We start from the raw sequence: 14236 nt of genomic DNA on the forward strand, positions 1-14236 counted from the left end.
AACAACGATTTCCATTGACCGTACCGGGCAACCCATGTTTTCCTCGCTTGAACTGACCCTGATGTTACTCGGCAGCGCCGTGCTGGGCGTGGTCGCTTTCAGAATGTTGCATCTGCCGCCCATGCTGGGCTACCTGGCCGTCGGCATCGTCATCGGCCCTCACGCGCTGGGCCTGGCGGCGGAAAACGAAGCCAGCCACACCCTGGCCGAATTCGGCGTCGTCTTCCTGATGTTTTCCATCGGGCTGGAATTTTCTCTGCCCAAGTTCCTCGCCATGCGGCGCATCGTCTTCGGCCTAGGCATGGCGCAGGTGGTCACCACCATCATCGCCACCGTCGTCTTCGGCTGGTTCGTCGGACGCTACCTGTCCGCCTACATCCACCTGAGCTGGCAAGCCGCCTTCGCCCTGGGCGGCGCGCTGGCCATGTCGTCGACGGCCATCGTCTCGAAAATGCTCACGGAGCGGCTGGAACTGGAAAGCGAACACGGCCGCAAGATCATCGGCATTTTGCTGTTCCAGGATCTGGCCGTGGTACCCCTGCTGATCCTGATTCCCGCCCTCACGCGCGATTCCGACAATCTGGCCGAAACCCTGGCCTGGGCGGGCGGCAAGGCCCTGGTTGTCCTCATTCTGCTCTTGTTCATCGGCCAGAAGCTGGTGCGCGGCTGGCTGACCATCGTCGCCAAGCGCCGCTCGCAAGAATTGTTCATGCTCAACCTGCTCTTGATCACGCTGGGCGCGGCCTGGATCACGGAACGGGCCGGGCTGTCGCTGGCCCTGGGGGCGTTTGTTGCCGGCATGCTCATTTCCGAGACGGAATTCAAGCACCAGGTGGAAGAGGATATCAAGCCGTTCCGCGACGTGTTGCTGGGCCTGTTCTTCATCACCGTCGGCATGCTGCTCAACATCCGCGTGGTACTCGACAACTGGTGGCTGGTCTTGCTGCTGCTGTGCGGCCCCGTGCTGCTGAAATTTGCCCTGATCGCGGGCCTGGCCCGGCTGTTCGGCTCCAGCAACGGCGTGGCCTTGCGCACGGGGCTGGGGCTGGCGCAGGCGGGCGAATTCGGCTTCGTTCTGCTGAACCTGGCGGGCGGCATCAAGCTGATGGATCCGTTCGTTGTGCAGGTGGTGCTGGCCTCGATGGTGCTGTCGATGCTGGTGGCGCCCTTCCTCATCGCCAAGTCCGACGCCATCGTCATGAAGCTGGCGGCCAACGACTGGATGATGCAATCGCTGGCGCTGACCAAGATTGCCACGCGCACCATGGCGTCGCAGAAACACGTGCTGATCGCCGGCTTCGGGCGCAGCGGGCAAAGCCTGGCCACCCTGCTGGCAGAAGAAAAAATTGAATACCACGCGCTGGACCTGGACCCGGAACGGGTGCAGGAAGCGCAGCTGGCTGGCGCCCACGTCTCGTATGGCGACGCGGGCCGGCGCGAAAGCCTGGTGGCGGCCGGTATCTACCGGGCCAGCGCCGTGGTGATCACCTATGCGAATACCCCCTCGGCACTGAAGTTATTGCATTTACTTAAAGAAATGGCGCCGACCTTGCCCGTCATCGTGCGCAGCTACGACGATACCGACCTCGACCAGTTGAAGAAAGCGGGCGCGGCCGAAGTGGTGCCGGAATTGATGGAAGGCAGCCTGATGCTCGCCTCGCACGCGCTGATCATGATGGGCGTGCCCCTGCGCCGCGTGGTGCACCGGGTGCAGGCGGCGCGCGAAGAGCGCTATGCGTCCTTGCGCGGCTATTTCCACGGTTCCAGCGATACAGGCGACGATGCCGAGCTGGAACGCCTGCATACAGTCACCGTCAGCGAGGGCGCGCAGTGTGTGGGCTTGCCCTTGAGCATGCTCGACGTGGCTGGCTGCGGTGCGACCGTGACGGCCATCCGCCGCGGCCGCGACCGCCTCGATGTCACCCCCGAGACGCAGCTGGCCAGCGGCGATGTGGTGGTATTGCGCGGCACGGCCGACGCCGTGGCCAAAGCAGAAACATTGCTGTTGAAATAATTATTCGACCTGCGCCTGCCAGCTGATGACCTTGTTGCGGCCATCCGCCTTGGCCTGGTACAGGGCCTGGTCGGCGTGCGCCACCAGCTGCTGCGCCACCGTTTCGATCGGTAGCAGCGCCGCGTCCGCTTCCAGGCTGGCCACGCCGATCGACACGCTGACCCACGCTTGCGCGCTGCCCGGCAAGTCAAACATGGTGCCGGCGATGCTGGCGCGGATGCGTTCGGCAACGAAGGTCGCGCTGTCGAGGTCGGCATCGATCAGCAGGACGACGAATTCCTCGCCGCCGAAGCGGCCCAGCGCATCGGAGCGGCGCAATTCCGTGCGGATGCGCGTGGCCACTTCGCGCAGTACTTCATCGCCGCCCTGGTGGCCATAGGTGTCATTGACCAGCTTGAAATGGTCGATATCGATATACATACACGAAATGCAATAATTCTGGCGCCGCGCGCGACCGATTTCTTCCAGCAGCCGGCGGTCGATATAGCGGCGGTTATAGACGCCCGTCAAGGAATCGGTCAAGCCGATGTACTTCAGCATTTCATTGCTGATCACGTTTTCCAGGCAAATGGCGATGATGGAGGCCATGTGCTTGATGAAATCCGTGCCCAGCGAAGGCGTGAAGCGCGTCATGTCGCCGCTGGCCAGGTTCAGGCTGCCAATCAGGCGCTTGTTGCGCAACAATGGCACCAGCGCCACGCTGCGCAAGGGAGCGTCGATGCCCGGAAAACGGGGGCCATGCACGGCGGCGTCGAACTGTCCCAGCAGGGGCGACGGCGGCAAGGCCGCCTCCCCTTCAGCTGCGGGCTTTGGTGCAGCAAAACCCAGCTCCGCCACGGCATGCACGAACAGCAACTGCGGAAAGGCGCTGAAATCGACGCCCAGCTTTTCCATCACCAGCACGATATCGTCATCCTCGTCGAGCAGGCTCAACGTAACGCCGTCGAGGTCGGAAATCACGGGCAAGGTGCGAAAAATGGTGCCGATCAGTTCGGGAAAGGTGGACGCGCTGACGATTTCCAGGTCAAACGCCTGGTGGCGGCACATGATGTCGTGGTTGCGCTCGACCTGTTCCAGCAGGAAAGCCATGCGCGCGCGCAAGGCCTGGTTTTCGGCTTCGAGGCTGGCAATGCGCGGGTCCGGCGGTATTGCTTGATTCATAGAAACCTTAAACCCTTGTGTGCGGGCGCCATGCTTAAAATGCCAGTTCGAAACCGATGTCCTGCCCCACCACGATGCGCTCGTCGCCGCCGTCGGTGACGATGGCGTTCATGCCGAAGCAGATGGCGCCATCGAGTTCGGGCTTGGCACGATAGCCATGCATGACGTCGAGCGGGTCCGGTCCCGGCACGCCCGTGGCCTGGTCCACCGACGGGATCGGGCAGCGCGAGCACGGCTTGACGGGTGTTAACACGGTGGAGCCAAATTGCAGGAACGCGGCGTAGTCTTCCTCGAAGGCACCGATATCGCCGATCACCAGATTGGGACGGAAACGGTTCATCGGCAGCGCCTCGCGGCCGGCGGCGCGCAGCTTGTCATTCACGTCATCGAGCGAGGCACTGCCGGCGATCAGCACTGGGTAGCCGTCGGCAAACATGGTCGAAGCGGCCACGCCGCCCGTCCAGGTGGTGCTGGTGGCGCGCACCACGTCCGGGTGAAAGCGCACCAGGCGGCACGGCACGCCGATGGCGTTGGAAAACCAGGTGGCCGTGACGTCGTCGCAATCGTAGGCGCGCACGCTATCGTCCCACACCTGCACTTCCAGCATGGGTGCCAGTTGCGGATGTGGCAAGCCCAGCTCGATTTCCAGGCGCAGCATGCCCGGTGCGCGCAATTCCAGGGTGGTGGCCTTGATGGAAGGCACGATCAGCGCCATGCGCGGATGTTCGCGCTGGGTCAGGAAACGGCCCTGCGCATCGACCACCATCCATTCGCGGTCGAACACGTGTTCGCTCATCAGCCCTGAGCGCGTCAAGACCGCCTCGCGCAAATGGATGCCGGCGCACGATTTGATCGGATACAGGATGATGTCGGACAGGATAGCCATGAACAGGGGACAAGGAACAGTGTTGCTGCTTCTGCCAGGAAGTTATTCAGAAGCGAAGTATGGCAGCAAAGCGGGCAAGCGTAAATCAGCCAGGCTCAGCCAATAAGGCTGGCCTGGCGCGAGAAGGATCAATACGTGTAGAAAATACGCTGGATTTCTTGCGTACTGTTGGTCTTGGTCAAGGCCAGCATCAGCAGGATGCGGGCTTTTTGCGGGTTCAGGGTGTCGGACACGACACTGTCGAGTTCATCGTCGTTGGCTTCGCCATTGCGCGCCACGATGCCCTGGCCGACGCGGCTCGAACGCACGATCAGCACGCCCTTTTGGCGCGCTTCCACCAGGGCCGGCTTCATTTGCGCGGCCACGCTGCCATCGCCCACGCCCGCGTGGATGATGCCCTTGGCGCCGGCGGCAATAAACGCGTCCATGCCGACACGGTTCATGTTGGCGTAGCCATACACGATGTCCACTTGCGGCAAGGCATCGAGCTTGCTGATGTCAAATTCCGATTCCAGGGTGTGCTTGCGCGTCGACTGGCGGTAGAAAAAGGCCTTGCTGCCCTGGATGTAGCCGAGCATGCCCAGTTCCGGCGATTTGAAGGTATCGGTCGTCGAGGTGTTCGTCTTGGTCACTTCGCGCGCCGCGTTGATCTGGTCGTTCAAGGCCACCAGCACCCCCTTGCCCACGGCTTCCTTGCTGCCAGCGAGCATCACGGCGTTGTACAGATTGATGGGACCGTCGGCCGAAATGGCGGTCGACGGACGCATGGCGCCCACCACGACCACCGGTTTGTGGCTCTTCACGGTGAGGTTCAGGAAATACGCCGTCTCTTCGATGGTATCAGTGCCGTGCGTGACGACCACGCCATCGACATCGTTCGAGGCCAGCAGCACGTTGATGCGTTTGGCCAGGGCCAGCCAGTGGCTATTGCCCATGCTTTCGCTGGCGATCTGGAACACTTGCTCGCCTTTCACATTCGCCACTTTTTTCAGTTCCGGCACGGCTGCGATCAGGCGCTCGACGCCCACGGTGGCCGAGGTGTAGCCGACGGTGGTGGTGCTGTCGGCGCCGCTGCCGGCGATGGTGCCGCCCGTGGCCAGGATCACCACATTCGGCAATTTGACGGCCGCTTGCTGCGCGCGCGCGGGGGACGCGGCGACAAAGCCCATCAGCAAGGTGGCCAGCATCAGCTGTGCACAAGAATGGAATTTACGTGAAAACATGGTGCTCCCGTGAAGTGTACTGTCAAAAATAACAAAGTCGTGTGCAAATTATATGTCATCAGTGCCGCACGAATCCCCCAATTCATGCGTCCCGCGCAAACGTGCGCACCTGCGCATGGGCTACAGTGGCGCCATGTCCACACTACTCTCCCTGCGCGCCTGCCTCGTCCTGCCTCTGATCCTGATCGCGCTGGGCGCCTGCTCCACGCAAACCGAACTGCGCATGGCGGCGCAGCAGGAGCAGTTCGCCCGCGAATCGGCCAGCCAGGGAGACTGGGCGCAAGCCATGCGCAGCTATGCGGCCGCGGCCGACAATGCCGAACTGGGCCATGGCGACTTCGCTTGGCAGGCGCGGCTGCATCATGAGGCAGGACGCGCCGCCAGCGTGGCCTGCCGCTACGATGCGGCCGAGTTTCATTTCCGCCAAGCCATCGCGCTGGCAAAGAAAAGCGGTCAATCGAGCGCGCTCAGCGAGAAGGCACTGGAATCGCTACAGGCCGGCAAACCCTGCGGAGTTCCCCGATGAATATCGCACCTGCCTTGCTGGCCTTCATCACCTTCCTGGCCGCCATGGCGCCCGCGTACGCCGCCGAGCCGGCGTTACCCTTATGGGAAGCGGGCATCTTCGGCGGCACGGCCGTCACGCCCGCCTATCCGGGCGCCAGCGAGCGCTCGACGCGCAGCCTGGCCCTGCCCTATTTGATTTATCGCGGGAAAGTGCTGCGTGCCGACCGCTCCGGCGTGGGCGCGCGCCTGCTCGACACGGAGCGGGTGGAGTTCGACGTGGGTTTCGCCCTGTCCTTGCCGGCCAGGTCCAGCGACGTGCCGGCCCGGCGCGGCATGCCGGACCTGGGCACCCTGGTGGAATTTGGCCCGCGCCTGAAAATCAAGCTGGCCGAGCCGACGCAACACAGCCGCCTGGGCCTGGAACTGCCCTTGCGCGCCGTCATCGAAGCGCGCGGCGGCCTGCGCCGCCAGGGCGCCACGTTCGAGCCGCGCCTCGTGTACGCGCTGCAAGGCGAGCAGCAGGCATGGCACGTCGATGCCAGCGGCGGCGCCGTACTGGGCAATGCCGCCATCAACGATTACTTTTATGGGGTCAGCCCCGCGTTTGCCACCGATCAGCGTCCGGCGTATGCGGCAAAAAGCGGGCTGATGCTCACGCGCCTGGGCCTGGGCGGTTCCTACCGGCTGCACCAGGACTGGCGCGCCTTTGCCTTTGTACGCTACGACAACTACGCAAGCGCCGCCAACCGTGCCAGCCCCCTGCTGCGCCAGAACAGCGGCACCTCGGCCGGTATCGGTCTGATGTGGACGTGGCAACGCTCGGGCCGCATGGCCGTCGAATGATGATTGTGCCCGATAGTGCGGGAACACGGCACTGGCCGGTCGGGTTTCTGGAGGGATATACACGATGCCGTCGGATTGCCAGAAGGCGTGCTGGAGTTGATCGTCGCATTGACCAGCACCTCAAGGCCGGCGTTTGCGGCGTGATCGACGTCAGCCGGTTGCCCGGCTGACGTCGTCTTGTCCGCGTGATGCACGCGGCGATGGGAAGGAAATTTGCTAAAATATCCTTTGTCATGTGGTTTAGCAACACAGACAGCAGCGTCTTTCACAAAACCACAGCGCCTGTCGCTCAACAATGTGCAGCCAGCCCTATCCGACCGGAAGCGGGCGTTGCGAACCAAGGGCAGTAAGCATGAACGACATTCACCGTGCCGGCACCGCCGCGCGCGCAGCCCAGCCTGCGCTCCTGAAAGCGGGCGTACTGCAGGAAGCCATCTTCAACAGCCCCTATTTTTCCTGCATCGCCACCGATGCACAGGGTGTGATCCAATTATTCAATGTCGGCGCCGAGCGCATGCTGGGCTATCAGGCAGACGAGGTGATCAACCAGATCACGCCGGCCGGCATATCCGATCCGGCCGAGGTCATCAGCCGCGCCACCGCCCTCTCCGGGGAAATCGGTACGCTGATCGCGCCCGGTTTTGAGGCGCTCGTCTACAAGGCGTCGCGCGGGATCGAAGACAGTTATGAGCTGACATATGTGCGCAAGGATGGCAGCCGCTTCCCGGCGATCGTCTCGGTGACGGCGCTGCGCGATGCGGACGACGCCATTCTCGGCTATCTGCTGATCGGCACCGACAATACCGTGCGCAAGCATGCGGAGCAGGAGCGCGAGCTACTCAATCGCGTGCTGAGCGACAATAGCATCGAACTGGAAAACGCGCGTGCGCAGGCGGACAAGGCCAACCGCGCCAAGTCGGAATTTTTGTCGAGCATGAGTCATGAGTTGCGCACGCCGCTCAACGCGGTACTGGGCTTTGCCCAGCTGATGGCGTCGGACACGCCGCCGCCCAGCGCCTCGCAGCAACGCTCGCTGGAGCAGATCCTCAATGGCGGCTGGTATCTGCTACGCCTGATCAATGAAATTCTCGACCTGTCGATGATCGAATCGGGGCGGGTCGCCATGTCGCGCGAGGCGATGGCGCTCACCGAAGTCTTGCGCGACTGCCGCGCGATGATCACGCCGCAGGCGCAAAAGCGCGACATCACGCTGACCTTCCCTACACTCGACCAGCCGTTCTACGTACATGCCGACTTGACGCGCGTCAAACAGGTGGTCATCAACCTGCTGTCGAATGCGATCAAATACAACCGCACGGGCGGCAGCGTGCAGGTGGAATGCAAACGGCATGGCGATAAAGTGCGCCTGAGCGTGCGCGACACCGGCAACGGCCTGAGCGCCGAGCAATTGCAACAATTATTCCAGCCGTTTAACCGGCTGGGACAGGAAGCCGGCACCGAGGAAGGTACCGGCATCGGGCTCGTGGTCACCAAGCAGCTGGTCGAGCTGATGGGTGGCACGCTGGGGGTGGAGAGCGAGGTCGGGGTCGGCACGCTGTTCTGGATCGAATTGGCAGCCTCATCTGCTCCTGAACTGCAACTCGGCGAGCATGCCGGGAATATGGGCCTGGAGCCATCGGCTGATGCGCCGCTCGATGCGCCGCGCCGCAAGGTGCTGTACGTGGAGGACAATCCGGCCAACCTGATCCTGGTCGAGCAATTGATCGCCCGCCGCAGCGACCTGGGCATGCTCAGCGCCGTCGATGGCCACCTCGGCATCGCGCTGGCGCGCCAGCACCAGCCCGATCTGATCCTGATGGACATCAACCTGCCCGGCATCAGCGGCACCGAGGTGCTGGGCTTGCTGCGCGTCGATCCGCTGACGGCGCACATCCCCGTCATCGCCTTGTCGGCCAACGCCCTGCCGCGTGACGTGCGCAAAGGCCTCGACGCCGGCTTCCTGCGCTATCTGACCAAGCCCATCAACGTACCCGAGTTCATGGAGGCGCTCGACACGGCGCTCAGCTTGACGACAGCGTCGACCAAGGGTGCCACAACGCCATAGCGTGCTGTACGCGCGCCAGAAACAAAAAAACCTCGCAAGCCGCGAGGTTTTTTTTATCAGCCAGGCCTTTAGACGCACCCCTTTAAAGGTGTACATTGACAGCCCCGTCTTTTAATACCCGTGCCGTTGATACGTGGCGTCTGGCAACAGCACCGGCCACGTAGCCTTTTTTCGTTGTTTTTTTCGGGCCGCGAGGGTGTTTGCGCAGCGTTTTTGGTTTGGCGTAAGCGGCAATCTGAAGCAGTAATTTGCTCAGCTCTGATGCACACATGGCGTCGTAGCGCCGCCATGCTTTGGTTGGCACAGCCATCACCATGCCGGCATAGTGCGCTCGTACCTCCACGGCCACATAAAACGGCGATAGCTCAATGCCGCTGGCAACCAAGTCATGCGCGGTGCTTACCGCGCGCTGCAAGACAGTCAGCACGTTATAGGCCAGGATCGCGGTGCCGAACGCGAACAGGGCTGCGCGCGGGTGTCCGAGAGTCTTGACTTCACTGTGCAAGACCGATTCGAGCCGCTGGAACATTGTCTCGATCCGCCAGCGCTTGCTGTATAGGCGAGCAATGGCACGTGCGCTGAAATGCTCTTTTGGTAGATTCGTCAGTAATCGGAGCATCATTTCGCCATCGTCAGTGGGCTTGTAAAGTTGCAGTTCAATACGACGTAATGCTACCTTCTGTCCTGTAGCTCCAGGGATGGCAACGCACTGTTCAAAGACGGCGCCGGTCGCGATTCTCCCTCGATATGTCAGCTCGTCGAGCGGTGCCGGATTGGGCGTACGACCGTGCTCACGCACGATGAAGGCACACCCACGGCGATCCCATTCGGACAGGATCATGCGCGTGCTGAAGTTGCGATCAGCAATCCACAGGTCGCCCGGATGCGAACGCTCTAGTAGCGGCGGCATCACGGCGCGTTCCTGCGAGTGTGCATCTTCGCAAGGCTCCATATCGACGACCAGGCCCGAATCAGGGTCATACACCACAAGGGACTGGCCAGGCAATGCGGCGCCGCGAAAGGCGCGTAAAGGCTTCAACCGCTTTTCGCTTGCAGGCAAATGGTTACCGTCCACGATTCGGGTGCGGTAACCCGGAACCAGCGGTGCATTCCCCTGCAAAAATGGCGTGATCACATCTCCAAGGCGCTCGACGCTGCCGGTGACCAGAGCCCGTACCAGGTTCGGCTCGGTATGCTTGACCTTGTCATATAAAGCTTGCACCGAAACAGGCAAATCAGGGTAAGCCTGCGCTGCAGCGTGAAGCGATGGCCGCAGCCCAACTGCGACCACGGACATCAGTTCGACTGTCGTCGAGAACAGTAGCTCCCTCTGGTATTGGGCGCCACGTTCACGCTCGAAAAGTGCATCGACCCAAGCAGGGTCGAGGGCACGTTGCAGCGCCAGCCTTGCCATTACAGTCAGCGGGCTGATTTTTGCGCAGTGCGATACCACAGCATTCATCATCATGGCAGTTTCCTCCTGTCCCAGTTAGATGATGTTTGCGACAAAGAGTGCAGGTTTTATCTCATCTGTGACGACGCACCTTTAAAGGGGTAGCCTTTAGACGTTAAACAGGAAGTTCAGCACGTCGCCATCCTTGACCACGTATTCCTTGCCTTCGGCGCGCATCTTGCCCGCTTCCTTGGCGCCGGCTTCGCCCTTGTAGGTGATGAAGTCGTCATAGGCGATGGTTTGCGCGCGGATGAAGCCACGTTCGAAGTCGGTGTGGATCACGCCGGCCGCTTGCGGTGCCGTGTCGCCCACATGGATGGTCCAGGCGCGCACTTCCTTCACGCCCGCCGTGAAGTAGGTTTGCAGGCCCAGCAGCTTGTAGGCGCTGCGGATCAGGCGGTCCAGGCCGGGCTCTTCCAGGCCCATGTCAGCCAGGAAAGCGCCCTTGTCGGCGGCATCCAGATCGGCGATTTCCGCTTCCATCGATGCGCAGATGGCGACGATGGGTGCGTTTTGCGATTGTGCGTAGGTGGTCAGCTGGTCCAGCAGCGGGTTGTTGGTAAAGCCCGTGTCGGAGACGTTGGCCACGAACATGGCCGGCTTGGCCGTGATCAGGCACAAGGGCTTGATCAGTTCCATTTCGTCGGCGTCCAGGCCCATCGCGCGCACCGGTTTGGCGTCGTTCAGGTAAGGCATCATGCGTTCCATGATGGCCAGCAGCTTGGCCGCGTCCTTGTCGCCCGAGCGGGCTTTCTTGTTTTCGCGGTGAATCGCTTTTTCCACGGTGCCCATGTCGGCCAGCGCCAGTTCGGTCTGGATGACTTCGATATCGTCGAGCGGGCTGATCTTGCCGGCCACGTGGATGACGTTGTCATCTTCAAAACAGCGCACGACGTTGACGATGGCGTCCGTTTCGCGGATGTGCGACAGGAACTGGTTGCCCAGGCCCTCGCCCTTCGATGCGCCAGCCACCAGGCCGGCGATGTCGACGAATTCCACGATGGCGTTGACCGTGCGTTCCGGCTTGACGATGGCGGCCAGCGCATCCATGCGTGGATCCGGCACTTCGACGACGCCGACGTTCGGCTCGATGGTGCAGAACGGATAGTTTTCAGCCGGAATGCCGGCTTTCGTCAGTGCATTGAACAGGGTGGACTTGCCGACGTTCGGCAAGCCGACGATACCGCATTGGAGACTCATGGAAAACCTTTAATAATCAAAGCACATGGCGCCGTCTATCGGCGTGCTTGCCGTGCTGTTAGGGAAAACGGAGCTATCGCTCGCCGTTTTCCGGGAATGGTGCGTGTGCTGCATTTCAAGGGGTCAATTGTACCCCTGACAGGCGCGCTTCAAAAGCCCGATGATGGGCAAATGACGCCAAAACAGCCGTATCGTGACGCCATCAGGCCCTGTTCTCAAACCGTATGCAGCTTCATGGTCGCCGCCTCGAACTTGCCTTCGACGATCTGCGGCATGACCTGCAAGGATTTCTCGATGGCTTGCTCGATCAGCTCCTGGTCTTCGCGGCGCGGACGGTGCAGCACGAAGTCGGCCACCTGCTGCTGCAGGCTCAGGGTGCGCGGGTGACCGATGCCCAGGCGCAAGCGCCAGTAATCCTGCGTGCCCAATGCGGCCGTGATGTCTTTCAAGCCATTGTGGCCGCCGGCCGAGCCACCTTTCTTCAGGCGCGCAATGCCGGGCATCAGATCGAGCTCGTCGTGCACCACCAGCACTTCATCGGCGGCGATCTTGAAAAAGCGCGCCAGCGCGCCCACGGACTGGCCCGAGCGGTTCATGAAGGTCAGCGGTTCGAGCAGCCAGACTTCCTTGCCGGCGATCGATGTTTTTGCCAGCATGGCGTTATAGCGCGAATCGCGCTGCAAGCGCGTGCCGGGCAAGCTGTTGGCAAGATTGTCCACCAGCCAGAAACCGGCATTGTGGCGGGTTTGTTCGTATTCGGGTCCCGGGTTGCCGAGGCCGACGATCAGGCGTATGGGCATGGCTGTGTCTGCAATGAAAAAGAAAACATTATCGGTGAAAACAGGCAGAAAAAAACCCGCGCGGCGAACCTGGCGGGTTTTTCCTTGCGACTACCGCATTGCTGCGGCGGCAAAATTACTTCTTGTCGGCGTCAACAGCAGCAGCTGCTTCAGCTTCAGCAGCAACGTGGCCAGCCGGTACCGAAGCGGTAGCGATGGTCAGGTTGTCGCCATGGGCCACAACGGTCACGCCAGCTGGCAGGACCAGGTCGCCGACGTGCAGCGAGTGACCGACGTCGATGTTCGACAGGTCAACGTTGATGAATTCTGGCAGTTGGCCTGGCAGGCACGAAACTTCGATTTCGTTGGCTACGTGGCTGATGGTCGCGCCGTGCAGTTTGACTGCTGGGGAAACGTCAGCGTTGATGAAGTGCAGCGCCACTTTCACGTGGATAGCTTGCTTCGAGTCAACGCGCTGGAAGTCAGCGTGCAGAACCAGTTGTTTGTATGCGTGGACTTGGAAGTCGCGCAACAGAACTTGCTGGGAAACGCCGTCGATTTCCAGATCCAGGATCGACGAGTGGAACACTTCTTTTTTCAACGCGTGGTACAGAGCGTTGTGATCCAGCGAGATCAGCACCGGGGCTTCAGCGCCACCGTAGACGATACCAGGGGTTTGGCCGGAAATGCGCAGGCGGCGGCTCGCTCCGGAACCTTGCAATTCGCGTTTAAATGCGATAACTTTCATGTGAAACTCCAAGAAGAACAAGGCTTGCGCCTTGTGTTATGAAGATTCCCGCGACCAGGAATCTTCGGAAATGGGCGCAGACGCGCCCCGAAAACTAAAACACTGCGGCGCAACAGGCAAAAAGCCGGTCGCGCCGCAGGCATTACGTCTGTTGCTGCTCTTACCGAATTAATCGATGAACAGCGAGATGACGGAGTCACCCTTGATGATGCGCTTGAACGTCTCGGCCAGCAGCGGCGCGCACGTCAATTGACGAATCTTGCCGCAGGCCAGGGCCGCTTCGGACAGGGGGATCGTATCGGTCACGACCAGCTCATCGAGTGGCGAAGCCGAAATACGGTCGATCGCCGGGCCCGACAGCACCGCGTGCGTGCAATACGCCACGACTTTTTTCGCGCCGCGCTCTTTGAGCACTTCGGCAGCCTTGGTCAGCGTGCCTGCCGTGTCGACCATGTCATCCATGATCACGCAGTTGCGGCCTTCGACTTCACCGATGATGTTCATCACTTCGGACACGTTCGCTTTTGGACGACGCTTGTCGATGATGGCCAGGTCGCAGCCCAGGCGTTTTGCCAGGGCGCGCGCACGTACCACACCGCCGACGTCCGGCGACACCACCAGCAAATCCTGGTAGTTTTTCTTTTGCAGGTCGCCCAGCAAAATTGGCGAAGCGTAAATATTGTCGACTGGGATATCGAAGAAACCTTGAATCTGGTCAGCGTGCAAGTCCATGATCAGGACGCGCTCGACACCGGCTTCTTCCAGCATGTTCGCCACCACCTTGGCCGAAATCGCCACACGCGCGGAGCGCGGACGACGGTCTTGGCGGGCGTAGCCGAAGTAAGGAATGGCTGCGGTGATGCGGCCAGCGGAAGCACGTTTCAAGGCATCAACCATCAGCATGATTTCCATCAGGCTGTCGTTGGTTGGAGCACAGGTGGATTGCAAAACAAAAACATCCTTGCCGCGCACGTTTTCGTTAATCTCGACCATTACTTCGCCGTCGGAGAATTTCGAAACGTTTGCTTTACCGAGAGGGATGCCGAGGTTTTTTGCGACCCCCTCTGCCAACGCTGGATTCGCGTTGCCGGTAAAAACCATCAGGTTTTCGTAAGCCATGGGAGTCCCAAGAGGTGATATAGAAGTCTTGAAAAGCACTAACCGGGCATAGGCCCGGTCAGTCATTGTTTAGAATATGCCGCGTGGCGACACATCTGCTTTTTTCCGCACTGGACGCTAACTTCGCATCGACAGACTACGGTGAAATGGTGGCAGGGGAAGAAGGATTCGAACCTTCGCATGCTGGAATCAAAATCCAGTGCCTTAACCAGCTTGGCGATTCCCCTACGTTACTGAC

The 14236-nt window shown here is 61.0% G+C and carries 12 protein-coding genes and 1 tRNA gene; 4 read left to right on the forward strand and 9 right to left on the reverse strand.

What is annotated here, in order from left to right; translation table 11 throughout:
• Positions 1-34 precede the first annotated feature (34 nt).
• Entirely contained in the window at positions 35-2014 is a 1980-nt protein-coding gene (locus CLU93_RS09515; RefSeq protein ID WP_099760893.1) for a monovalent cation:proton antiporter family protein, read from the forward strand.
• Here CLU93_RS09515 and CLU93_RS09520 read toward each other — a convergent pair whose 3' ends face one another.
• The 3 genes from CLU93_RS09520 to CLU93_RS09530 form a co-directional block, all read right to left on the reverse strand.
• Entirely contained in the window at positions 2015-3175 is a 1161-nt protein-coding gene (locus CLU93_RS09520; RefSeq protein ID WP_099760894.1) for a GGDEF domain-containing protein, read from the reverse strand.
• 34 nt (positions 3176-3209) lie between these two features.
• On the reverse strand, positions 3210-4061 hold the full coding sequence (locus tag CLU93_RS09525) for an MOSC domain-containing protein (RefSeq protein WP_099760895.1): 852 nt from the start codon (positions 4059-4061) through the stop codon (positions 3210-3212).
• Between the two features lie 128 nt (positions 4062-4189).
• The gene (locus tag CLU93_RS09530; RefSeq protein ID WP_099760896.1) at positions 4190-5284 is read right to left on the reverse strand and encodes a type II asparaginase; all 1095 of its coding nucleotides are present in this window, start codon (positions 5282-5284) and stop codon (positions 4190-4192) included.
• A gap of 133 nt (positions 5285-5417) precedes the next feature.
• On the opposite strand from CLU93_RS09530, the gene CLU93_RS09535 reads away from it, so the two are divergent.
• The 3 genes from CLU93_RS09535 (at position 5418) to CLU93_RS09545 (ending at position 8699) form a co-directional block, all read left to right on the forward strand.
• Positions 5418-5810, forward strand: coding sequence for a hypothetical protein (locus CLU93_RS09535; protein WP_133250691.1), 393 nt, complete (start codon positions 5418-5420; stop codon positions 5808-5810).
• The gene (locus CLU93_RS09540; RefSeq protein ID WP_099760898.1) at positions 5807-6634 is read left to right on the forward strand and encodes a MipA/OmpV family protein; all 828 of its coding nucleotides are present in this window, start codon (positions 5807-5809) and stop codon (positions 6632-6634) included. Before CLU93_RS09535 ends, CLU93_RS09540 begins: the two co-directional genes overlap by 4 nt.
• A gap of 352 nt (positions 6635-6986) precedes the next feature.
• Positions 6987-8699 carry a PAS domain-containing hybrid sensor histidine kinase/response regulator gene (locus tag CLU93_RS09545; protein ID WP_099760899.1) on the forward strand — a complete coding sequence of 571 codons (1713 nt, stop codon included), beginning with the start codon at positions 6987-6989 and terminating at the stop codon, positions 8697-8699.
• An 82-nt stretch (positions 8700-8781) separates the two neighbouring features.
• Here CLU93_RS09545 and CLU93_RS09550 read toward each other — a convergent pair whose 3' ends face one another.
• From CLU93_RS09550 to CLU93_RS09575, 6 genes are all read right to left on the reverse strand, one after another.
• Positions 8782-10113, reverse strand: coding sequence for an IS4 family transposase (locus CLU93_RS09550; protein WP_099764268.1), 1332 nt, complete (start codon positions 10111-10113; stop codon positions 8782-8784).
• 147 nt (positions 10114-10260) lie between these two features.
• Positions 10261-11352, reverse strand: a complete 1092-nt coding sequence (gene ychF / locus CLU93_RS09555; RefSeq protein WP_099760900.1) for a redox-regulated ATPase YchF — start codon at positions 11350-11352, stop codon at positions 10261-10263.
• Positions 11353-11567: 215 nt separating this feature from the next.
• Positions 11568-12152: an aminoacyl-tRNA hydrolase gene (gene pth / locus CLU93_RS09560; protein ID WP_099760901.1), complete on the reverse strand. Its 585-nt coding sequence runs from the start codon at positions 12150-12152 to the stop codon at positions 11568-11570.
• A gap of 115 nt (positions 12153-12267) precedes the next feature.
• Entirely contained in the window at positions 12268-12879 is a 612-nt protein-coding gene (locus CLU93_RS09565) for a 50S ribosomal protein L25/general stress protein Ctc (RefSeq protein WP_099760902.1), read from the reverse strand.
• A 168-nt stretch (positions 12880-13047) separates the two neighbouring features.
• The gene (locus CLU93_RS09570) at positions 13048-13998 is read right to left on the reverse strand and encodes a ribose-phosphate pyrophosphokinase (protein WP_034753270.1); all 951 of its coding nucleotides are present in this window, start codon (positions 13996-13998) and stop codon (positions 13048-13050) included.
• Between the two features lie 150 nt (positions 13999-14148).
• Positions 14149-14225, reverse strand: a tRNA-Gln gene (locus CLU93_RS09575).
• Between the last annotated feature and the right edge of the window lie 11 nt (positions 14226-14236).

It is taken from the genome of Janthinobacterium sp. 35 (assembly GCF_002754575.1).
In the GTDB taxonomy this organism is placed as follows: domain Bacteria; phylum Pseudomonadota; class Gammaproteobacteria; order Burkholderiales; family Burkholderiaceae_D; genus Janthinobacterium; species Janthinobacterium tructae.